The 21,130-nt window shown below is 49.4% G+C and carries 23 protein-coding genes; all 23 read right to left on the bottom strand.

Translation table 11 applies throughout. The features are described from left to right. Positions 1-12: 12 nt before the first annotated feature. Positions 13-639, bottom strand: coding sequence for a periplasmic-type flagellar collar protein FlbB (locus ACYQ2L_RS07375; RefSeq protein WP_460053484.1), 627 nt, complete (start codon positions 637-639; stop codon positions 13-15). Continuing rightward, on the bottom strand, positions 620-1,084 hold the full coding sequence (gene fliJ, locus ACYQ2L_RS07380; protein ID WP_460053485.1) for a flagellar export protein FliJ: 465 nt from the start codon (positions 1,082-1,084) through the stop codon (positions 620-622). Before fliJ ends, ACYQ2L_RS07375 begins: the two co-directional genes overlap by 20 nt. Continuing rightward, positions 1,077-2,462: a FliI/YscN family ATPase gene (locus ACYQ2L_RS07385; RefSeq protein WP_460053487.1), complete on the bottom strand. Its 1,386-nt coding sequence runs from the start codon at positions 2,460-2,462 to the stop codon at positions 1,077-1,079. The genes fliJ and ACYQ2L_RS07385 overlap by 8 nt, the downstream gene beginning before the upstream one ends. 1 nt (position 2,463) lies before the next feature. Beyond that, positions 2,464-3,375, bottom strand: a complete 912-nt coding sequence (gene fliH / locus ACYQ2L_RS07390) for a flagellar assembly protein FliH (protein ID WP_460053489.1) — start codon at positions 3,373-3,375, stop codon at positions 2,464-2,466. Positions 3,376-3,389: 14 nt separating this feature from the next. After that, the gene (fliG, locus tag ACYQ2L_RS07395) at positions 3,390-4,451 is read right to left on the bottom strand and encodes a flagellar motor switch protein FliG (RefSeq protein WP_460053491.1); all 1,062 of its coding nucleotides are present in this window, start codon (positions 4,449-4,451) and stop codon (positions 3,390-3,392) included. A 3-nt stretch (positions 4,452-4,454) separates the two neighbouring features. Continuing rightward, on the bottom strand, positions 4,455-6,158 hold the full coding sequence (gene fliF / locus ACYQ2L_RS07400) for a flagellar basal-body MS-ring/collar protein FliF (RefSeq protein WP_460053492.1): 1,704 nt from the start codon (positions 6,156-6,158) through the stop codon (positions 4,455-4,457). A 64-nt stretch (positions 6,159-6,222) separates the two neighbouring features. Beyond that, positions 6,223-6,561 (bottom strand): flagellar hook-basal body complex protein FliE, encoded by a 339-nt coding sequence (fliE, locus tag ACYQ2L_RS07405; RefSeq protein WP_460053494.1) that lies wholly within the window; start codon positions 6,559-6,561, stop codon positions 6,223-6,225. Between the two features lie 28 nt (positions 6,562-6,589). Further along, positions 6,590-7,051, bottom strand: coding sequence for a flagellar basal body rod protein FlgC (gene flgC, locus ACYQ2L_RS07410; protein WP_460053497.1), 462 nt, complete (start codon positions 7,049-7,051; stop codon positions 6,590-6,592). Positions 7,052-7,061: 10 nt separating this feature from the next. Then, positions 7,062-7,478, bottom strand: a complete 417-nt coding sequence (gene flgB / locus ACYQ2L_RS07415) for a flagellar basal body rod protein FlgB (RefSeq protein WP_460053499.1) — start codon at positions 7,476-7,478, stop codon at positions 7,062-7,064. A 37-nt stretch (positions 7,479-7,515) separates the two neighbouring features. Next, the gene (gene hslU, locus ACYQ2L_RS07420; RefSeq protein WP_460053501.1) at positions 7,516-8,901 is read right to left on the bottom strand and encodes an ATP-dependent protease ATPase subunit HslU; all 1,386 of its coding nucleotides are present in this window, start codon (positions 8,899-8,901) and stop codon (positions 7,516-7,518) included. Further along, on the bottom strand, positions 8,898-9,431 hold the full coding sequence (gene hslV / locus ACYQ2L_RS07425; protein ID WP_460053503.1) for an ATP-dependent protease subunit HslV: 534 nt from the start codon (positions 9,429-9,431) through the stop codon (positions 8,898-8,900). Before hslV ends, hslU begins: the two co-directional genes overlap by 4 nt. After that, positions 9,428-10,360 (bottom strand): tyrosine recombinase, encoded by a 933-nt coding sequence (locus ACYQ2L_RS07430; protein ID WP_460053504.1) that lies wholly within the window; start codon positions 10,358-10,360, stop codon positions 9,428-9,430. The genes hslV and ACYQ2L_RS07430 overlap by 4 nt, the downstream gene beginning before the upstream one ends. Further along, entirely contained in the window at positions 10,350-11,225 is an 876-nt protein-coding gene (gene dprA, locus ACYQ2L_RS07435) for a DNA-processing protein DprA (RefSeq protein WP_460053506.1), read from the bottom strand. Before dprA ends, ACYQ2L_RS07430 begins: the two co-directional genes overlap by 11 nt. Then, the gene (locus ACYQ2L_RS07440) at positions 11,222-11,947 is read right to left on the bottom strand and encodes a tetratricopeptide repeat protein (protein WP_460053509.1); all 726 of its coding nucleotides are present in this window, start codon (positions 11,945-11,947) and stop codon (positions 11,222-11,224) included. The genes dprA and ACYQ2L_RS07440 overlap by 4 nt, the downstream gene beginning before the upstream one ends. A 16-nt stretch (positions 11,948-11,963) precedes the next feature. Further along, positions 11,964-12,908, bottom strand: a complete 945-nt coding sequence (xerD, locus tag ACYQ2L_RS07445; RefSeq protein ID WP_460053510.1) for a site-specific tyrosine recombinase XerD — start codon at positions 12,906-12,908, stop codon at positions 11,964-11,966. Next, a complete protein-coding gene (gene ftsZ / locus ACYQ2L_RS07450; protein WP_460053513.1) occupies positions 12,908-14,092 on the bottom strand; it encodes a cell division protein FtsZ in 1,185 nt (394 codons plus the stop codon). The genes xerD and ftsZ overlap by 1 nt, the downstream gene beginning before the upstream one ends. Before the next feature lie 44 nt (positions 14,093-14,136). Continuing rightward, positions 14,137-15,375: a cell division protein FtsA gene (gene ftsA, locus ACYQ2L_RS07455; RefSeq protein ID WP_460053514.1), complete on the bottom strand. Its 1,239-nt coding sequence runs from the start codon at positions 15,373-15,375 to the stop codon at positions 14,137-14,139. A gap of 3 nt (positions 15,376-15,378) precedes the next feature. Next, the gene (locus ACYQ2L_RS07460; RefSeq protein WP_460053516.1) at positions 15,379-16,260 is read right to left on the bottom strand and encodes a cell division protein FtsQ/DivIB; all 882 of its coding nucleotides are present in this window, start codon (positions 16,258-16,260) and stop codon (positions 15,379-15,381) included. Further along, entirely contained in the window at positions 16,253-17,401 is a 1,149-nt protein-coding gene (ftsW, locus tag ACYQ2L_RS07465; protein WP_460053519.1) for a putative lipid II flippase FtsW, read from the bottom strand. The genes ACYQ2L_RS07460 and ftsW overlap by 8 nt, the downstream gene beginning before the upstream one ends. A gap of 16 nt (positions 17,402-17,417) precedes the next feature. After that, positions 17,418-18,497 carry a phospho-N-acetylmuramoyl-pentapeptide-transferase gene (gene mraY / locus ACYQ2L_RS07470; protein WP_460053520.1) on the bottom strand — a complete coding sequence of 360 codons (1,080 nt, stop codon included), beginning with the start codon at positions 18,495-18,497 and terminating at the stop codon, positions 17,418-17,420. After that, a complete protein-coding gene (locus tag ACYQ2L_RS07475) occupies positions 18,491-19,894 on the bottom strand; it encodes a UDP-N-acetylmuramoyl-tripeptide--D-alanyl-D-alanine ligase (protein WP_460053522.1) in 1,404 nt (467 codons plus the stop codon). Before ACYQ2L_RS07475 ends, mraY begins: the two co-directional genes overlap by 7 nt. Continuing rightward, a complete protein-coding gene (locus ACYQ2L_RS07480; RefSeq protein WP_460053524.1) occupies positions 19,887-20,123 on the bottom strand; it encodes a hypothetical protein in 237 nt (78 codons plus the stop codon). Before ACYQ2L_RS07480 ends, ACYQ2L_RS07475 begins: the two co-directional genes overlap by 8 nt. A 41-nt stretch (positions 20,124-20,164) precedes the next feature. After that, positions 20,165-21,118, bottom strand: coding sequence for a 16S rRNA (cytosine(1402)-N(4))-methyltransferase RsmH (gene rsmH / locus ACYQ2L_RS07485; RefSeq protein WP_460053526.1), 954 nt, complete (start codon positions 21,116-21,118; stop codon positions 20,165-20,167). Positions 21,119-21,130 lie beyond the last annotated feature (12 nt).

The raw sequence follows: 21,130 nt of genomic DNA on the forward strand, positions 1-21,130 counted from the left end.
TATGCACCTCCATTAACCTCCGGGACGCATAGCCATTTTCCGCTGTATATCAGCAGCACGCTCCGGGGGCAATTGTGACAACCAAACAGATACAAGTGACATTTCACCCTGTTCCCTGGCCAATTCTTCGGCAATACGCAAAGTGTCGATGAGCAACTGATCATCATAGCTTCGCAGAATACCTACGGCATTTTCAGGCCGCATATTGTTCAGGTCCATTGCATTCTGTATAAGGTTCTCTCTTCTATTGTCGTACCGTGAGAGCGTTTGATTAAATGTTTTTTCTCTTTCTTCGAGCATTGCTTCGCGTTCGCTCAGCTCAGCCTCTATTTGCTGCAGGCGTTCCTGCTCTTCAGACAGATCCTGCCGTCTTTGGATGAGTTCCTGTTCCCGCAAATCAAGGGCTTCTCTTTCCTTACCAAGCCGCAGATTATCCAGAAGCCCGGGATCGTCAGCAGGAATTGCATCTCCCCGGGCAGCCAATCCGAATAGTCGGAATACCGGTGCATAGAAAGACCCAGCATCTATTATTCCCAGATAGTCAAACCATAGTGACCCGCCTATCAGAAAAACAACTATCAGAAAGAGCAGACCAAGAATTTTCACACCCGGCCCGGTTTTACTGTATCTTTTGGCCATTTATTCCTCCTCCACGGATGTAGCGATCAATAACTGCATCCTCTACATCCTTCTCTTCCCTGCGCGCTTCATCGAAATAGTATTCACGTTCCCGACGCTCGCGAAGATTATCCAGAACCTTTTCCCGCTGCAGGGCTTCATGGTATTCAGCAACAATGCTCAAACGCTTCTGCTCGAGACTGCTTCGCTTCTGCTTGATACGGCTGAATTCCTGATCAATCCAGGCAAAATAACCGGTACGGCTGTTCAATTCGAGCAGGACATTCCGTGCCACTGCGGGATCTGTCCGTTTTTGCGCAGCCTGTCTCCGTGCCTGAAGGCCGTGCAGCTGATCATCAAGCAGGTTGCATTCAGCAGTAACGGAACCAAGACGATGCTCGACTTCCTTCCGCTCATGACTTCTCATGTTGAGAATATGCTGCAGACGGAAGTTGAATCTACGCATTATTCCGCTCTCCACTGCCGCTAGCGGAAGCCGAATCCCTCAAGGACGGATCCTCCGCACCTGGAATTTCCACTCCACTGATCTGCTGTAGATACCAGCTCACATCGGCAATACTGCTTTTTTCATTGACATCCTGCTGAAGAAATGCATTTATATGCGGGAGCCTGTCGATTGCTGCATCAATATCAGGATTACTGCCTTTGTTGTAAGCTCCGACATTTATGAGATCCTCGGCATCACGATAGACTGCAAGCATCCGTCGTATTATTCCAGCTGCTTTCTGCACCTCAGGCAATGCCACCTTGGCAGCAAGACGCGAGAGGCTCGCCAGTGCATCAATTGCAGGATAATGGTACTTCTCTGCCAGAGCCCTGCTAAGCACTATATGGCCGTCCAGAATACCGCGAACAGTATCCGAGACCGGCTCGTTCATATCATCACCTTCAACAAGAATTGTATAAAATCCGGTTATACTGCCTTTTTCCGAGGTACCTGTGCGCTCCAGAAGCCGGGGAAGTTCAGCAAACATAGATGGTGTAAATCCACGGCTGGCAGGAGCCTCACCGCGCGTTAGCCCTATTTCACGCTGGGCCATCGCAAATCTGGTAACAGAATCAAAGAGCAGCATTACATCTTTGCTCTGATCTCTGAAGAACTCAGCGATTGCGGTAGCCACATAGGCACCGCGCAGGCGTGCCAGCGCCGGTGTATCCGAGGTTGAAACAACAACAACCGATCTGGCAAGACCTTCCGGACCGAGGTCGTTTTCAATAAATTCCCGCACCTCACGTCCACGTTCCCCGATCAAAGCTATGACATTGACATCTGCAGACGTGTTTCGGGCAATCATGCTTATTATCGTTGATTTACCAACACCACTGCCGGCAAAAATCCCGAGACGCTGGCCTTTTCCGACAGAACAAAGCCCGTCAATGACTCTTACCCCGGTCTGCAGCTGCTCATGGATTACCGTTCGCTGCATGGCATTGGGTGACTTGCTGAATACCGGATAACTACCCTCCAGCTGAATCGGCCCTTTACCGTCGACTGGTTGGCCCATGGCATCTATAACACGTCCGAGCAGATGGTTGGACACAGGGGCCTGAAGAGGCACACCACTGGCAACCACACGGCAGCCCAACTCTATACCTTCCGGTTCCTGATATGGCATAAGTTGAACAGTAGCGTCCTGAATTCCGATTACCTCGGCAGCAATTACCGTATCCGTGCGATCAATGTAGATGTGACAGAGTTCACCGAGCACAGCCTGCGGCCCATGGCTTTCAATCAGAAGCCCTTTAATAGATACAACCTCACCGCTGTATCTCACAGGTTCTATATTTTCCAGAACTTGGGTGTACTTATCAAACAGGGACATATCAAGCCCCTTTGCTGCGTGACTGGATTGGTACCAGTTTCAGTATCTGATCCTCTATCTCCTGGAGCTGTGTAGAAATCCTGGCATCTATCTGACCAAAGTCAGTCTCGATAATACAACCACCGGGATCAACGGTAGAATCTTCGAGAACCTTCACATTCTGAACGGTCTCTATTTTTGCCATAATCTCGCGGGTATGATCGGTTGTCAGCTTCAGATCAGCCAGATTAACCCTGATTACTACATCAGAACGCTTTTTCATCCTGCGGAGCGATTGAACTACATTGTTAATCACGATATTTTTCTGATTTTCACTGATTACCTTGATAACTTTCCTGGCAATCTGCAGTACAAGCTGGATTATCTGGGTTTCGGACTCTTCCATAATATCCGTCCGCCGCCTTATAGCGGCATCTATTATAAGATGAAGGCGCTCAACGAGCCGTTCTGCCTCTGCCCTGCCCTGCTCAAATCCCTCGGATTTTCCGGATTCTATTCCCCGGTTCATAGCTTCGAGTTCAACCGTTTTGGCATTCTGACGAGCTTCCTCTACAATCTGCTGAGCTTCAGCCCGTGCATCAGCAAGAATACGCTCAACTTCGGCCTCGGCATCAATTTTAGCCTGAGTAGCCTGCTCGGTCTTCCGTTTCACTTCCTCAAAGGCCGTATTTTCAGCCTCCTGGATAATTTCCTCAGCCTCCTTGCGGGCTGATTCCAGCATTAATTCCTTTTCTTTGTCCCAGTTTTCACGGAACAATTCCGCCTCACGCCTGAGCTCATCTGCAGTCGGCCCGGAATATTCTTCAACTTCCTCCAGGTCAACTGGCTGCTCAACCACAAATCCAGGCGGTGGAATATGAACCTTGGCCGAGGAAGAGGAGATTTCATATGCCCGAAACACATTTTTAGCCATGCAGTACCTCCATCCTATACAACAAGTTCATCCTCGCCTGCCCGTGCAACAACGATTTCTCCCTGTTCTTCGAGCTTACGGATAATTGAAACGATTTTCTGCTGGGCTTCCTCGACATCCTTCATGCGGATCGGACCCATGTATTCCATGTCTTCCTTCAATAGAGTAGAGGCACGCTTGGACATGTTCCGGTAAATCTTGTCCTGAACCTCTGCTTCTACCGACTTGAGCGCTTTGGCAAGTTCAGCTGTGTCCACCTCACGCATAACCTTCTGAATAGCGCGGTCATCAAGCATAACAATATCTTCGAATACGAACATCCGCTTCTTGATTTCTTCAGCAAGTTCGGGATCTTCCTCTTCCAGTGACTCAATGATGCTCTTCTCTGTTGTACGGTCTACAAGGTTAAGAATTTCTACGATGCTTTCTACACCACCAGCTGCTGTATAGTCTTCAGAGGAGAGAGTCGATAGTTTCTTCTCGAGAACCCTCTCAACCTCACGCAGTACTTCCGGACTTGTACGGTCCATGGTACTGATTCTCTTCGCTACATCTGACTGAACCTCATGCTCAAGCTGAGCAAGAATAACCGAGGCCTTGGGAGGATCAAGATACGCAAGAATAAGTGCTATGGTTTGGGGATGCTCCTGCTGAATAAAGTTCAGAAGCTGGGTCGGATCAGTCCTTCGGATAAAGTCAAAAGGTCGCACCTGCAGGGAGGATGTCAGGCGGTTAATAATATCTACAGCTTTTTGACTGCCAAGGGATTTCTCCAGTAGTTCACGTGCGTAATCGATACCACCCGTTGTAATGAAATCCTGGGCCATCATGAGTTCCTGGAATTCCATCAACACCCGGTCACGGTCTTCAGAATCGACGGATTCCAGCCTGGCGATCTCGAAGGTCAGAGTCTCGATTTCATCCTCACGTAAATGCTTGAAGATTTCCGAGGAGATTTCCGATCCAAGAGAGACAAGAAACACAGCAGCTTTCTGACGGCCGGTAAGATCCTTCTTGCTGGAAGATTTTTTAGCCTGAGGTGCAGGATTATTGGGAGCTACAGGTTTTTTTGCCATATCCTATTCCTCCATCAGCCAGGTACGGATAAGCTGGGCAACATCTTCAGGGTGTTCACGTGCAACGTTAATAGCATGTTCATGCAGCTCAAGCCGGGCCCGTTCCTCAACCGACATCTCAACCTCTGTACCTTCTTCCTCAGCACTTCTGAGTGCTGCTTCACGCATTGCCTGATGCTGGCGAGCCAGCTCTTCTTCACGCAGACGGCGACGGCGCTCGATCTCTCTGGATATAAGCCGGAAAGCAATAAATGAAACCAGCAGTACTGCTATACCAATCATAACATAAAGTACAAGCGACTGTATCTGCTGCCGTCTCAGGAATTCTGCATCCTCGTCTTCAAACTGGGAGCTTCGGTCAAACTGAATATGCTGAACGGTAACTATGTCTCCCCTATCAGTACGGAAGCCAACAGCAGCTTCAATCAACTCGCGTGCTCTGGCAAGTTCATCGGCTTCCACTGGAATATACTCGCGCACTACCCGATTATTCTCAATCTGTATATTACCGCGGTCATCGTAGACCTTGCGCCAAACACCATCGAGTGCTACGGACACCGTCACCCTGCGTATTTCAGGGCTTTTCTCTTCCTGAATGAAACGCCGGTTAATTTCGTTATTTACCTGCTGCTCACTGCGGCTATATTGGCCAACAAGACCTTCAAGATCGCGATATCCGGGAGGCATCTGCCCTTCCTGCCCGGGAGGACCTTCAGGATTAAATCCGGTCCCCTGATAATTTTCATCGAAGCTGCGAACACTGCGGGTTACTGACATAACTCTTTCACTGTCATCAAATGGGGTTCGGGGGTTGTTGGGCCGAATTTCGATAGGAAAAAACTCCTCGGTCTCTTCTGTCCGTTTTCCCATGTCCATATCAACATTGATATTGGTAACCACAAATCGGCTTGACGTGTATATTGCGGCAAGCGCCCGCTGAATTTCAGTACGGAATTCCCGTTCCCGATTACGAACCAGCTCAAGCTCACGTCTTGTAAGTTCAATTCTGTCGAAATCAGCAAGATTCACAAAATCATTCAGAACCCTTCCGTTTCTGTCTGTTATAGTAATATTTTCCGGCCGCAGACCGGAAACGGCGAACTGTATCAGTTTTTCTATGCCTTCAATCTGCCGACGGTCTTCGGCTATATTCGATCCAGGTTTTGGAGTAAGGATTACCGAGGCAGTAATATCCTTCTGATCTTCAGCAAAAAGCTCCCGCTCCGGAATTTCCAGAATCACACTGACTGAGTCAATGTCATCCAGAGATAGAATATGATCCTGCAGCTGTCTGGTAATCGCACGGCGTAGATTCACATTCCGTTCAAAATCGGTTTGTGTCCAGCGGTCAATATCAAAGAGTTCCCAGGGGTCGGTTCCGGAAGGAACGAGATCCTCGCGGGTCAGGATGGTTCTCATCCGCCGGGCAGTCGCTGCATCCGGCACCATGATTACACCTTCAGTGCTGATGCTTGATATTACATTTTCCTGATCCAGTCTATTCCGGATGCGGTCAAGCTCTGCCTGATTTCTGACCGGTTGACTGAACAAAGGGACATACGGTGAGGATGAGCTGAGTCCGGCCAGCAAAATAATGCCGACTACAAGAATCGCCCCTATTCCTAAAAAGATAATTTTCTGGACAGTAGTCCATTTTCCCCAAACAGTCCTCACTTGAGCAACTGCTTTTTGCATAAATTCGTTCATATCCCCTCCCAGAACTACGAACGTCATGGTGAATCACCAATCTTCTACATAATACTACTACATATTAGCGTAGATTAATAATATCTTTATATCCCTGTATTACTCTATCAACCACATTTTTAGTGAGGTTCAGGGCTAACTCAGCCTTGGCGGCAGCTATCGTCACATCATGGGCTTCGACCTGGTCCGGAGCCAACGCTGCAGTCAGGGCAAGATCGTTGGCCTGATTCTGGAGGCTATTCACCTCATTCAGGCTTTTCATGAGCATATTTCCAAAGTTCTCTTCACCGATTTCCTGTACTTTATCTCCAGGAGCCGCAAAATGCCCCTGATGTGTCCTGGATAAGGAAAACTGATCTCCGAAAATCTGCTGCAGATTTAAACTGCCTCCCTGTACTACCATAGTATAATCCTCCCGTATTTATACCTTACTATGCGCGGCCGATGCTCAACGCACGGTTAAACATCTGCTTTGCCCCGTTGATAACCTGACTGTTGGCATCATAACTCCGTGATGCGGATATCATATCTACCATCTCTTCAACGAGATTAACATTCGGCATTTCAACGTAGCCCTCTCTCGGGCCACTCTTTATTGCGTCAGGATGCGTAGGGTCATAAACCAACCGCAGCTCGGCATCCATATCTTTCTCGATTCCGGTTACCCGAACCCCATTCCCCACACCGTTATCCAGTGCCTGGGGAATAAAAGGGCTACGCCAGTACGGCTGCTCAACCCTCGGCCGTACTATTACACGACTGCGACGGTAGGGTCCTCCCTCAGGGGTCCTGGTTGTACTCGCATTCGCAATATTATCCGCGATTACATCCTGCCGCAGCCGCTGGGCACTCAATCCGCTGGCTGCAGTGTTAATTGCTCTGAACATTCCCATATTTTACCCCTTACCTCAGTACGATATTCAGCTGGCGAAACTGATTATTGATGCTCTCTGTCATCAATTGATATGACAACTGCTGATTCAGAAGATTCATTGCTTCCATTTCTATATCGACATTATTGCCGTTATTCTTGGTTGATGTGGTAAAATCCAGATTCATTCTCGGTTTGACATCACGGTAATCCATCGGCCGATGCCAGGGAATATGCCGCTCATGTGTCAGACGCTGGGGAAAGCTCTCGTATTTTTCGGATTCAAGGGCCTTGCGCAGAGATGTCTCGAAGTTGACCTCCGAACGCTTGAATTCAGGAGTATCAACATTGGAAATATTGTTCGCAATCACTGACTGCCGAAGCATATTTGCATCCATTGTACGATGCAGAATATCCATGTTTTTTCCAAAGCTTGTATTACCGAACATATCAGTTATATCTCCTTTTCTACCCTTTCATCTTCGACTAAAGAATGTACCTACTTAAGTCCTGATCCTGAATAATCGTGCCCAGCCTCTCCTGCACGTACGCAGGCGTAATTGGTATTGTCTGTCCCTTCAATTCAGTGGCTGTAAAGCTGACATCCTCAAGGAGTACCTCCATAACGGTATGCAGCCTGCGGGCACCGATGTTTTCAGAACTGCTGTTCACCTCGGCAGCGATTCTGCAGATTTCCCGAATAGCCTCATCGCTGAACTCAAGCTTGACGTCTTCAGTGGCAAGCAGTGCGGTATACTGTCTGATCAGCGAATTCTGCGGTTGGGTAAGTATCAGATAAAACGCATCTGCGTCCAGTGGCTCAAGCTCAACCCTCAGAGGAAAACGCCCCTGCAGCTCCGGTATGAGATCGCTTGGTTTTGAAGTATGAAAAGCACCTGCTGCAATGAACAGAATGTGACTGGTATCTATCATTCCATATTTGGTATTTACCTGGGATCCCTCAACAATCGGCAGAATATCACGCTGAACGCCTTCCCGACTTACATCAGCACCCGACCGACTTTCCTTTGCGGCTATCTTGTCAATCTCGTCAATAAAAATGATTCCCATCTGCTCTACCCTGTTCCGGGCCTGCTCGGCAACCTGATCGGTATCCACGAGTTTTTCCATCTCTTCCGCAAGCAGTATCTGACGGGCACGCTGGACAGTGGTTCTTTTTTTCTTTTTACGACCGCCCCCGAACATATTGCTCAGACCACCCAGATTCATCTCCATTTCCTCAAAACTGGATCCTGAGAATATCTCTATTGCCGGAAAACCCTGTTTGGCAACATCGACCTCTACTTCCTTGTCTTCAAGGTCACCATTACGAAGCTTGATTCGGAACTTCTCTCTGGTGCTGCTGCCGGCATCCACTTCACGAGGGGTCTCACTGACTGTATCTGCAGCCTCGGTAGAACCGGGAGTTTTTGGTGTTTTCTTGACCCCGGGAAGCAGCAAATCAAGCAGCAGCTCTTCTGTGCGCTGCTCGGCTTCTTCCCGTACCCTTTCCTGCTGTTCAGTTTTTACCATAGCAACTCCGGAAGCCATAAGGTCCCGGATCATAGACTCGACATCGCGTCCAACATACCCGACCTCGGTATACTTCGTGGCTTCAACTTTTAGAAATGGAGCACCGGTCAGTTTTGAGAGCCGTCTGGCGATCTCGGTTTTTCCTACCCCGGTTGGTCCGATCATGATAATATTCTTCGGGGAGACCTCATCACGAAGCTCATCAGGCAGACGCTCACGTCTGACCCGGTTTCTCAAAGCCAGCGCCACAGACTTTTTCGCCTGCTGCTGACCTATAATAAACTTGTCGAGTTCGGATACTATTTCTGCTGGTGTCATTTCCTCGATGTTTATTTTCATCCCAATTCCTCCAGGATAATATTCTGATTTGTATAGATACAGATCTGACCGGCAATTTCCAGACTCTGCCTGGCGATTTCGGACGCAGTCATTTCCGTATTTCTGAGCAGCGCAAGCGCTGCCGAATATGCAAAGTTTCCACCGGAGCCGATAGCGATAGCCCCATCCTCCGGCTCTATAATATCTCCTGTTCCGGAGATTAGTAGTGTCCTTTCCTTGTCCGCAACCAGCAGAAGAGCCTCAAGCCTTCTGAGCATTCTGTCTGTCCGCCAGTCCTTGGCCAGCTCAACAGCTGCCCGTGTCAGATCACCGGCATACTCCTTGACCCGACCTTCGAAGCGCTCGAATAAAGTAAATGCATCTGCAGTTGCTCCGGCAAATCCAACCAGTATTTTATCATCATAGATTCGTCTTATCTTGCGGGCATTGCCCTTCATTACGCTGTTTCCCAGTGTTACCTGTCCGTCAGCAGCCATTGCTACCTTACCGTCCCGCAACACCGCAATTACGGTAGTGCTCCGTACTTTCATACATTCTCCTCTTGATTTTCCTGTCTGCTGCGGGATCTCCGCCCATGCGGATGAGCCGCAGCATAGACCGAACGCAGTTTTCCAAGCCCTAAATGAGTATACACCTGCGTTGCAGACAGACTCGCATGCCCAAGCAGCTCCTGTACAGCCCGTATATCAGCACCGTTTTCAAGCAGGTGGGTTGCAAAGCTGTGGCGCAGCTGATGCGGCGACACATGCTGCCGGATTTCCGCATCACGCACACGCTGATCAACAATGATTGCAGCTCCACGGGGGGTTAAGCGCCCTCCTCGCTGATTAATGATCAGTGCCATCTGATTTGTCATTCCGAGTCGCCTGAGGCGTTCACTTCTCATTGCAATATAGTCCTGTATGGATTTTCTGGCAGGTTCGCCCAGAAAAACATGCCTGTCCTTTCCGCCTTTCCCACTCACCTGCAGGCGGCCTGTTTTCAGCTGAAGACTACTGATGTCGGACTGCAGCAACTCGCTGATGCGGCAACCGCTGGCATATAGAATTTCCAGGAGGCATCTGTCCCTGCATGAGGCGAAATCGCTTCCCTGAATATCCAGCAGCACCCTGACATCTTCCTGCTGCAGCATTTTTGGCAGTGGTTTTTCAAGCTTTGCAGATCTCAATCCATCTACCGGGTTATGACTGAACCCTCTTTCACGAACCAGATATCTGAACAGAGCCCGGAGGCTGGACAGTCTACGGTTTACCGTACGGGCACTGAGTTTATTGCCTCTCGATGCAACAATCCACGAGCGGATCTCTTCCCGTTCAACCTCTTCCAGCGAAAGCTCCCTCAGACTGATATGAGCCAGAAAATCATTCAGATCATTCCTGTAGGCATCAACCGTAGACGGACTTACATGACGGATTCTCTGCTGGTATTCCAGGAAATCATGAATTACATTATCGCTCATGAACATCCTCCAGAACATCGACAGGAAGCAGCACATCACTGATTCGGTCAAACACTCGCGCACCATTGCATACCAGCTCCCTGCATCCATCTCCTAATACGCTTTCACAACCACTTCGATGAACCATGACTTCGGATTGTTCGTAGGCAAATTCAGCTGTTATGAGCGCTCCACTGCCACGAGGAGCTTCCACCAGAATTGTCAGAGGCGATAAACCGGCGATTATCCTGTTCCGCTGTGGAAACCGGAATTTGGATCCCGGTGTGCCGGGAGGAAATTCACTGATAATTCCACCCTCCTGCTCTATCATCCTTGCTGCGATATGACGGTTGAATCTGGGACTGATATTATCAATCCCGGTTCCCAATACAGCCAGACTCTCTCCACCTGCTTCAACCGCACCCAGATGAGCCTGGGCATCAATCCCCAGAGCAAGTCCGCTGACTACGGCGTATCCGAGCCTCGACAGCTCAAAACCTGTGCGATACGCTGCATGCCGTCCCTCTGTAGTCGGTTTGCGGGTTCCGACAACGCTGACACAGGGAATGCGCGGAATCCGCCCCCTGAGGTACAATAGAATCGGCGGATCGGGAATCTCTCGCAGCAGTGCAGGATACTCTTCAGACCATATAAACACGGTCTGAATTCCCATAGCCGGAAAGGAATCGAGGTCACGGCGGACGAGACAGAGAAGCTGCTCCGGATCAAAAGACTGTCCTTTGTATGGCCTTCCCGCAATCTTCAGCAGATCACGGGCTGTCAATGTCCGTAAATCTTCAACAGACCCCAGCACATCCAGCAGCAATCCCTGGTCACGGCTGTTCAGAAAACCCAGACGCTGTAAAGCCATAGCGAGCTCTATCATAGTCCGCCTCCGCTTAACTGAGCCCTCAAATCTGCAGCCTGACGCTTGTATTCCGGGTTCGGAGAGATATCCATGATTGCATCGTAATCAGCCATAGCCTCACTCATATTCCCCAATCCTGCATGAACATACGCCCTGACAAATCTTGCTTCAATATGATTCCTTCTGATGGTAATCAGATGATTGAGATGAGGCAGGGCATCTGCCAGCCGCTCCAGCTCGAAACCCAGAAGCACAGCTATGCCGTACAGTGAATTTACATGATTCGGATCAAGCTCGATCGCTCTCAGGTACGCTTTTTCTGCCAGAGTGAAGAGTTGCTGCCGCTCAGCCTGATTGTAACGGGCCTTCGCACTCTGAGCCGCTGCTGTCGCATAGTGGCTGTGCAGGTGAGCATTTGCAGGCGTAATTGCCAGAGCCTGTTCCAGAGCATCCATGGCAGGTCCAAACATTTCACGTTCCATGTAGCGGATACCAAGCATTCGGTAATAGATCATCAATTGGCCGTTAGCCTGAACCTTTGAATCAACAATATCCCGGTATCTGGCAACCTCACGTTCGATTTCCCGCATTCTGGCATCACTGACCTGCTGACCGGGAAGCAGATCAGCCTCCATTTCAATCAGGGTATCAACTATCGGATCACGGGAATCACATGAAGCGAGAGAGAGAACGGATGCGGTAATCACAGTAATCAAGAGAAAAGAAATAAACTGTTTCATTGCAGACCTCCATTACTCAATACTGTGATTCTCCATCAATTCCTTGAGATTTCATTGATTCAGCCGGAACTTCCGCCCCGGACCGCGGATGGCACCTGCGGTGTATCTCCTGAAGTGCTCCGGTATCTATATGGGTATAGACCTGGGTAGTGCTGATATCAGAATGTCCCAGCAACTCCTGTACAGCTCGAAGATCAGCCCCCCCTTCAAGTAAATGTGTAGCAAAACTATGACGGAGGGTATGCACCTTGGCCTCGATTCCGGATCTGGCCGTCAATTCCTTGAACCGCTTCCAGATTCCCTTTCTGGATAACCCGGAACCACGCCGGCCGACAAAAACGCTGAGCTGGGCTGGCGATGCAAGCTCAGGACGGCCTGTATCCAGATAACGCTTCAGCCAGTAATTTGCTTCTCCGCCCATCGGAACAATGCGCTCCTTGCGCCCTTTCCCGTACACCCGCACCATATTCTCCCGCAGAAACACCTGTGAGAGTTCAAGATCAACAACCTCGGATATCCTCAAACCGCAGGAGTAGAGCAGTTCAAACAAGGCCCTGTCCCTGAGCCCGAGTGGGTCACTCACATCAATAGCATCCAGAATCAGCTCCACTTCCTCCACCGATAGTACTCCAGGAAGGTGCATTCTGGTCTTCGGCAGCTCTACCACCATCGCTGGATTATCATCACGTACTCGCTCGAGAATGCAGTACTGAAACAGGGACCGCAAACTGGAGACAACCTTGGCGACGGTTCTGGCGTCTATACCACTCTCATCCTGCCGCAGGATAAGGTAGTCAACGACTGTCTGGGGATCCGCGCTTTCCATAGTGCTCTCCTGATCATTCAGGTAAGCAGCAAAGCGCATACACTCACGATGGTAGGTTTCCACCGTGGCCTCTGCAAGATGCAGCTCCACCAGGAGATAATCACGAAAACGGGTAACCAGCAGATCATTTTTCATCAGATTCTCGATTCACCTGATGCTTTTCTCAGACGTACAATTGTTGGCAGCTCCAACTGACCTTCATCTTCATGATGAGATCCCCCGCCTTTGCGGGATGACAGCAGCCTGTTCCAGCTGTCCAGCGTCATTACCTCATCCTGGGGGTTCTTTTCTTCCACAGCAGGAGCAGACATCTCTTCATCTTCTACAGGCTCTTCAACAAGCCCTTCCTTCAGAAAACCGGTAGCAACAACGGTTACCTTGATACTGCCATCCATATTCTTGTCGATACAGGTGCCGTGAATAATCAGTGCATCGCCGTCCGCTGTATTGGCAATAATATTCACCACCTCTTCGACTTCGGTCAGCCCCATATCGCATCCACCGGTGATATTCACAAGAATCCCGCCAGCTCCCTCGATATGAGCATCCTCTAGCAGCGGATTGTTGATTGCGTTGGTTGCCGCATCCACGGCACGGTTATCTCCTTCGCCGACACCAATTCCCATCAGAGCATCACCCTGACCACTCATAATCGTTCTGACATCTGCAAAGTCGATATTTATATCGCCAGGCACGGTAATGAGATCGGAAATACCCTGAACACCCTGACGAAGCACATCATCGGCCATCAAGAGGGCTTCACTGTACGGAGTTTTCCTGTCGACAACCCGCAGCAGATGCTGATTAGGGATAATTATAAGGGTGTCTACATGGTCCCGTAGTTTCTCGATTCCCTCAACCGCCAGCCGTGCCTTGCGCTTGCCTTCAAAATCAAAAGGCTTGGTAACAACACCAACAGAAAGAACACCAAGTTCTCTTGCAATCTGGGCAATAATCGGAGCGGCTCCGGTTCCGGTTCCACCACCCATACCGGCAGTAATAAACAGCATATCAGCCCCGCGAATTGCCTCTGAAATTGCTTCACGGTCTTCCTGTGCAGCTGATTCACCAACCTCGGGCTTGCCGCCGGCACCTAATCCACCGGTAAGCTTCCTGCCGAGAGGAATCTTGCGCGGAGCCCGGCAGCGCTGCAGGGCCTGCAGGTCTGTATTAACAGCAATGAACTGAACATTCCTCAGTCCTGCCTCAATCATCCGGTTTACAGCATTACTGCCCCCACCACCGACACCAATTACCTTGATGACCGTAGGACTGTCCGGTGCAAAGTCATTCATTTCGTCGACTACGTCTAATTTCATACTCCCCTCCCATGATTTGTATGATCTTCATTCCTTGTTGTTTTCTATTCGAAAAAATTACGTATCCATCCGCCCAGACCTTTGAACAGGCTGTTTGACGGAGCTTTCTTGACAACAGCAGCTGAATCCAGATGCTGAAACCGTTTTGATCCGTGCAGTACCAATCCTACTGCCGATGCATATTCTGCACTTCGATACTGATCGGTGACTTCTCCGTAAGCCCCGGGTTGACCGACCCGTGCAGCCGTTCCGAACACTTCCTGAGCCAGTTCCACAGCTCCATGCATTAATGCTCCGCCACCTGTCAGGACTACACCGCCAGCGAAGCGATCATGGTAGCCCTTCGCAACTACCTTGTCGCGGACCAGGGTAAATATTTCGGCCATCCGCGGCTGTACAATTGCACAGATGTCTGACTGGGAAATACTCACTGGAGGCCGGCCTCCCACTGCCGGAATTATTACCGGAGTATCCAGATCAACATGCATCTCATGACAGACAGCTGATTCAATCTTGATTTTTTCAGCAGCTTCAACCGGTGTTTTCAGGACATATGACAGATCACCTGTAACCTGAGTGCCACCGATGGGCAACACAGTAGTGAAATATGGCGCTCCGTCTATGTAAAGCAAGGCATCAGTTGTCCCTCCGCCCAGATCAATGAGCAGGACTCCGAGCTCCATCTCATCCCGTGTCAGCACGGCTTCTCCTGAAGCTAAAGACTCAAGCACAATCTCTTCTACCTTGAAACCGGCCCGGTTCACACATTTCACAAGATTCTGGGCACTGGTCACAGAACCGGTAATAATATGGACCTCTGCTTCAAGCCTGACTCCTATCATATCAATAGGATCCTTGATTCCACCCTGATCATCCACAATGAATTCCTGGGGGATCACATGCAGCAGCTCTCTGTCCATCGGGATTACAACAGCCTTGGCTGCTTCCAGAACCCGCTCATAGTCTACCTTGGTAATTTCCCGGTCGCGGGATGTAACGGCTACAACACCACGGCTGTTCAAGCCCTCGATATGTCCCCCGGCAATACCGGTAAAGACCGAATAAACCTCACGGCCGGCCATCTGTTCAGCCCGCTCGATAGCGAGCCCTACGGACTGCAGGGTAGACTCAATATTAATAACTACACCTTTACGCAAACCACGTGAGGGAGCTTTTCCGATGCCGATTATTTCAAGATTATCATACTCGTTGAACTCTGCAATTACAGCGATAACTGAGGTTGTTCCGATGTCCAAGCCGACGATAATATCATCTTTAGTCACAGCCTATCCCTCCTTTCTGGTATATACCACATCATTTCCACGAAAATCAATTTCGGTAACATCATCAAGCTGCCCCTGAACTGCGAGTACATCCATAATACGAATGATACTCATAAGCCGGTCAGCCTTGAGATCTTCACCGACAAGTACCGGCACGGGCACATGAGTGAAATAAACTATTAGATCAAGCTTGTGTTCATGCACCGGTTTTACCAGCACCTCTGAAATCAGATTATAGAGAACCGGATGACGCATCCTCAGTGATTCAAGATCACGCAGTACTCTACGAACCTGAGAGGGCAACCGCATTCCGAGTTCGATATCTTCAATCTCAAAACCGGAAATCACCGGCAGACTCTTGTAATCATCAGGAACGCCCCAGGAAAACAGCACACCATCCTCATCGGCAACTACTGGCAGCCTGCGTCCGCTTAGTCGACCTTGAGCAATAGCTGTAGGGGTTCTGTCAAACATACGGATTCTCAGCGTAGAAGGAAAATCCTTTTCCACCTGTACCTGTTTTATTCTGGGAACTGCTGCCAACAAACTTTCTATTCTGCTGGTATCCAGAGAAAAATACAGATTGCCTTCGGATATCCCGGCTATTTCAAGAACTCGCTCCAGCTCCATCGGGACATCACCTTCAATAATTATTGAGGTAATGAGCAAGCGGGGAGCAAGAACCAGCTGAAAGAGGAGTTCAGCAACTACAAAGGCCGAACCAGCAAAAATCAGGATGAAAATCAATCTGCGGATTATCTTGAATACAGTACCGCCAGCACCTGATCGACCCGTGTTGCCGGAAGACCCAGGGTGCCGCCTGCTGCCGCCATTCTGGCTCTGGTTCTGAAGAGATGACTGCTGATGATAGATATAATCAGCCACGCAGTCCCCCTTCTGTTCGTTCATATACCATATTTCGGGATAGATTGATCAGCAGACCGCACATCCATAATGTCACCATTGCCGACGTGCCGCCCGATGAGAAAAAAGGAAGGGTTATCCCGGTTGCAGGGATCGTCCCGCTCACAACTGCCATGTTCATTAATGCCTGAAACAGAATTGATATGGTGAGACCGGCAGCACAGAGCCTGACGAAACCGTCATCTGCATCTCTGGCGATTAGATATCCTCGGTATGCCAGATACAGAAAAAGAATTAATACAAGTAGAACACCGAGGAAACCAAGCTCCTCCCCGACTATAGCGAAAATAAAATCGCTGTGAGCCTCTGGAAGGAGACCGAACTTGTAGCGACCCATCCCTATCCCCTGACCCCAGAATCCTCCGGTCTGCAAGGCGGATCTCGACATCAGAACCTGATATCCTGCACCTTGCGGATCAAGGTCTGGTGCCAGAAAGGAAATGATTCTGTTAACACGGTGCTCTTTCGAAAGCACGACGATCCCGATGGTCGGAATACTCATTATCAGAACGCTGATAAAATATCTGATTTTCACACCTGCCAGGAAGAAAATACTGATCGCAATAACCAGCACCAGAATTGACGTAGAGAAGTCGTTCTGAAGGACAATAATCATTGGCACAATAAAGGCAATAAAAAGAGGAGGCAGAATTGTATTCTTGACATCATCCAGGCGACTCTGCTTCCTGCCAAGCAGAAATGCAAGATGAACGGTCATAGTTATCTTGGTCAGCTCTGAGGGCTGGAATGAGTGTCCGAACAGTACAATCCAGCGCTGGGCCCCTAGATAAGTCTCTCCGAAAAAGGGTACCAAGGTAAGCAGTAACAGTAGAATACCAGCCATCGATGCAAAAGGAGACAGCTTCTCGACAATCTTCAGGTCAATCCGTGCCAGCACAAGCGCTCCTGCCAAACCGGCAGCCAGCATTATGCTCTGACGTTTTACAAAGTGAAAGGGATTCTGGAACAGAATGTCCGCCCTGGAATATGACACCGAAAACAGCATGGCAAGACCTACCCCTGTCAACAGAAGTGTGCACATGAGTAATGCTCTGTCGCTCCGCCTGCCTGGTACTGTTTCTAGGGCAAAAATACTGCTCATACTATGTATCTGATCCTCATCTTATCTTCATGGTTGAAAGGCTCAAAATCGCAAAAAGCCCTCCGAGAATCCAGAATCGGAGAACAACCTTGCTCTCCGCCCAACCCTCAAGTTCAAAATGGTGATGCAGAGGCGCCATCTTGAATACACGCTTGCCCGTTAATTTGTAGCTTCCGACCTGAATAATTACTGACAATGTCTCGATTACAAAAACCCCTCCCACAACTATGAGCAGAATTTCATGTTTAATCATCAGAGACATAGTTGCAAGAATACCGCCCAACGCGAGGCTGCCGGTATCTCCCATCATGACCTCAGCCGGATGTCCGTTATACCAGAGAAAGCCGACGCAGGCTCCGACGACGGCCATAGCCAGAATACTGATTTCTCCGGCCCCCTGCACATACGGAATCTGTAAATAGGCAGAGAAATCCACACGACCCGCCACATATGCAAGCATTCCAAAGGTCAGAGCGACCAGAAGAACCAGACCGGTAGCTAGACCGTCGAGTCCGTCAGTAAGGTTAACTGCGTTGGAAAAGCCGACCAGCCAGAAAATCCCGAAAGGCACATACAGAATTCCAAGATCCAGAAGAGGTTGCTTGACCATTGGCATGTACAACAGCGAGGACTCCTCACCTCCCAGACGAAAAACCAGAAAAGAAACAACAGCAGCCACAGTAAACTGGCCAAGAAGCTTCATTGAGGCCGAAAGCCCGCCCGTCTCTTTACGTTTGATTTTCTGAAAATCATCAATAAACCCTATCGCACCAAACCCGACAATCGCGGTTACAGCAATCCAGGTGAAAGGATTACGCGGATCCATCCAGAAGAAAATTGCTACCAGCATGGAAAGAATAATCAGAACCCCACCCATAGTAGGAGTGCCGGATTTTATCTGATGACTTTCCGGACCATCGGAACGGATTTCTTCGCCGAATTTCAGTTTCCTGAGCAGTTCAATGACCTTGGGGCCAAAAAGAAAACTGATCAGAAGTGAAGTTACAGCCCCGTACGCGGCGCGAAATGTTATATACTGAAAAATATTGAACGGGGTAAAATACTCTGTTAATGGAAACAGCAACTCTTTCAGCATTTTTCTTCTCCCATATTCCTGAAACCAGCAAGAGCTTCAGAAATTGTCTCAAGACCAATCCCTCTACTGGCTTTCAGCAGGAGCAGATCACCTTTTCCTATATATTTCTGAACTGCAGGAATTATTTCCTTTGCACTATCAGCGCAGTTTCCGGCTCTTCCATGACCGACTGCAGCAGCGAACTCTTTACCGACCCAGAAAATTTCATCAAATCCGCAGAGATCTGCCTGTTCTACAATTTTCCCGTGTTCTTCCTGACTGACATCACCAAGTTCGAGCATATCGCCCAGAACCGCGACCTTCCGACCTTCCCACTCCAGAGAAGCGAAAAACTCCAGAGATGCACTCATGCTGTCAGGATTAGCGTTATAGCAATCCAGAATAATACCAACCTCGCCTTGTATTACCTGATTCCTGCCGAAAGGACTCTCAACATTTGCAATGCCGTATTCTACCGATTCAGGAGACAAGCCCAGTTCCATAGCAACGCTGACTGCAGCGAGCATATTCTGCATATTGTGGCGACCAGGCAGCGGAAACAGAATTTCCTTGCCGTTCCACGAAAGACGAAAGCCTTCGAGTCCGGCCGCTTCAATATTCCGGATTCCAGGGGTGTGGTGTAGTCCGAAAGGTATCACCTGTCCATTCACCCCTTCAGCGAGAAAATCATAATACAGTTCATCTTCATGCAGAAAAGCGCGTTCCCTGCCGGAAAAACAGGAAAAAATCTGTTTTTTTTCCTCAGCAATTCCCTGCTGAGAGCCGATATTACCGATGTGGGCAGTCCCGATGTTTGTAAGAACAGCAATGTCAGGAAAAACAATTCTGGCAAGATCTGCCATTTCTCCCCGCTCACTCATAGCCAGTTCAAAAACTGCATAACGATGTTCAGCAGTCAAGGCAAAGGACGCCACCGGCAGACCTATGACAGAATTATGATTACCCGGAGTCTTGAATACCGTCGATTCCCGGGAGAGAATAGAATATAGTATTTCTTTGGTAGTAGTTTTCCCGTTGCTTCCACTGATCGCAATCTTGATCAGACGGTCATTTCTGCTTATATACCAACGCGCCAGCCTATGCAGTGCCGCCAGAGGACTCTCTACAATGAGCAATCTTGACTGCTGCTCCCTGCTTAATGCCTGAAATACCTCTTCCGCCCGTTCCTCGGATACCAACACGAGCTCGGCACCCGACTGCAAGGCCTGTGCGATAAATGAGTGACCATCAGTATATCGTCCGGGTAGTGGGACAAACAATGATCCCTCTGAGACTTCCCGACTGTCTATTGTAACTGATGAAATGTAACGGGTTTCATCACAGGCAGGATGAAGCGCTCCTCCAATACCTGCCGCAGCCGATCTGAGAGTGAACGGCATTCCAACGGTGCTAATCACGGGAAGCCTCCGTCCTGAGAATATAAATAATTTCTTCTGGATATCCCTCAGCATACCCGGAGCTGTCTCCAGCAATCTGGCGGATTCGGCCTGGACTTTTCAACATGGAAATTTCCGCCACAGCGCGCTTATTGGCTTCGATCAGAGAACGCTGTTCACGATCCAGCGCACGGATCAGATTTTCCTGTTGCACAAAACGGAAGGCCTGATAAGCGGATGCAAACATCATAACCGGTATACATAATAATAAAACGCTGATTATCCTTGATTTCATGCAGACCTCGGGAATTCAGCTATCTTTTCTACAACCCGCAACTTGGCACTCCTCGATGGCGGATTCGCCTTTATCTCTTCTTCATCGGCTGTTATAGGCTTTCTGTTTACTATTCTCAGTACCGGCTGCACATCTACAGCACCCCGAGGATTTTGCGGGGCAGGTACTGAACTACGGGCCCAGTCACGAAAAAAATGTTTTACCATTCTGTCTTCCAGGCTGTGAAATGTGATTATTCCGATTTTCCCACCTATCTTGAGTTGCTGCACAGCCGATGGAAGCACACGCTCAAGTCTTCCTAATTCATCGTTAACCACAATTCGCAGCGCCTGAAAACAACGGGTGGCTGGGTGAATGCGGCCATGCCTATACGAGACCGGCACTGACTGGAAAATAAGCTCTGCCAGCTCAGCAGCAGTCTCAAGCGGCTGATTCGAACGTGCGGAAACGATACTTCTTGCAATACGCCTTCCGTAACGCTCCTCACCATACTGAAAGAAAATTTCTGCAATTTCCCGCTCACTGCGAAGCATAAGCAGGTCACGGGCGGATTCCCCCTGGTCCGGGCGCAGACGCATATCCAGCGGTTCATCAGCCCTGAAGCTGAAACCGCGGATACCTGCCTGATAGTGAAACACGCTGATGCCTAAATCCAGGAGGATACGGTCGGGACGCTGGTCCAATGGGTAGGACCCGAAAAAATCATCAAACCAGGTATTATACAAGCGCACCCGACCACTGTACGGAGCAAGTCGCTGCTCCGCCCGTGCAAGAATCGAAGGATCAGTCTCCAGACCAGCTAACTGCAGATCCGTAAACCGCTCCAGAAAGGCTGCTGAATGCCCCCCCTCTCCCAGGGTACCATCAATGATCAGTTGAGACTGATTGTCAGGCGCCAGATATTCCAGCACCTGGTCGGCCATAACTGACCGATGATAGTACGTTTGCATGAATCCCCTCTT

This window comes from Spirochaeta dissipatitropha (assembly GCF_054657935.1).

Bases quoted from the DNA above. Each gene is read 5' to 3' on its own strand.
- ftsZ (WP_460053513.1), bottom strand. From the start codon at position 14,092: ATGAAATTAGACGTAGTCGACGAAATGAATGACTTTGCACCGGACAGT.
- ACYQ2L_RS07430 (WP_460053504.1), bottom strand. From the start codon at position 10,360: ATGAGCGATAATGTAATTCATGATTTCCTGGAATACCAGCAGAGAATC.
- fliF (WP_460053492.1), bottom strand. From the start codon at position 6,158: ATGAACGAATTTATGCAAAAAGCAGTTGCTCAAGTGAGGACTGTTTGG.
- ACYQ2L_RS07480 (WP_460053524.1), bottom strand. From the start codon at position 20,123: ATGATGTTTGCATCCGCTTATCAGGCCTTCCGTTTTGTGCAACAGGAA.
- fliH (WP_460053489.1), bottom strand. From the start codon at position 3,375: ATGGCTAAAAATGTGTTTCGGGCATATGAAATCTCCTCTTCCTCGGCC.
- fliE (WP_460053494.1), bottom strand. From the start codon at position 6,561: ATGGTAGTACAGGGAGGCAGTTTAAATCTGCAGCAGATTTTCGGAGAT.
- ACYQ2L_RS07375 (WP_460053484.1), bottom strand. From the start codon at position 639: ATGGCCAAAAGATACAGTAAAACCGGGCCGGGTGTGAAAATTCTTGGT.
- rsmH (WP_460053526.1), bottom strand. From the start codon at position 21,118: ATGCAAACGTACTATCATCGGTCAGTTATGGCCGACCAGGTGCTGGAA.
- ACYQ2L_RS07440 (WP_460053509.1), bottom strand. From the start codon at position 11,947: ATGAAACAGTTTATTTCTTTTCTCTTGATTACTGTGATTACCGCATCC.
- flgB (WP_460053499.1), bottom strand. From the start codon at position 7,478: ATGTTCGGTAATACAAGCTTTGGAAAAAACATGGATATTCTGCATCGT.
- ftsW (WP_460053519.1), bottom strand. From the start codon at position 17,401: ATGAGCAGTATTTTTGCCCTAGAAACAGTACCAGGCAGGCGGAGCGAC.
- ACYQ2L_RS07385 (WP_460053487.1), bottom strand. From the start codon at position 2,462: ATGTCCCTGTTTGATAAGTACACCCAAGTTCTGGAAAATATAGAACCT.
- flgC (WP_460053497.1), bottom strand. From the start codon at position 7,051: ATGGGAATGTTCAGAGCAATTAACACTGCAGCCAGCGGATTGAGTGCC.
- fliJ (WP_460053485.1), bottom strand. From the start codon at position 1,084: ATGCGTAGATTCAACTTCCGTCTGCAGCATATTCTCAACATGAGAAGT.
- mraY (WP_460053520.1), bottom strand. From the start codon at position 18,497: ATGCTGAAAGAGTTGCTGTTTCCATTAACAGAGTATTTTACCCCGTTC.
- dprA (WP_460053506.1), bottom strand. From the start codon at position 11,225: ATGATAGAGCTCGCTATGGCTTTACAGCGTCTGGGTTTTCTGAACAGC.
- hslV (WP_460053503.1), bottom strand. From the start codon at position 9,431: ATGAAAGTACGGAGCACTACCGTAATTGCGGTGTTGCGGGACGGTAAG.
- xerD (WP_460053510.1), bottom strand. From the start codon at position 12,908: ATGAAAAATGATCTGCTGGTTACCCGTTTTCGTGATTATCTCCTGGTG.
- fliG (WP_460053491.1), bottom strand. From the start codon at position 4,451: ATGGCAAAAAAACCTGTAGCTCCCAATAATCCTGCACCTCAGGCTAAA.
- hslU (WP_460053501.1), bottom strand. From the start codon at position 8,901: ATGAAAATAAACATCGAGGAAATGACACCAGCAGAAATAGTATCCGAA.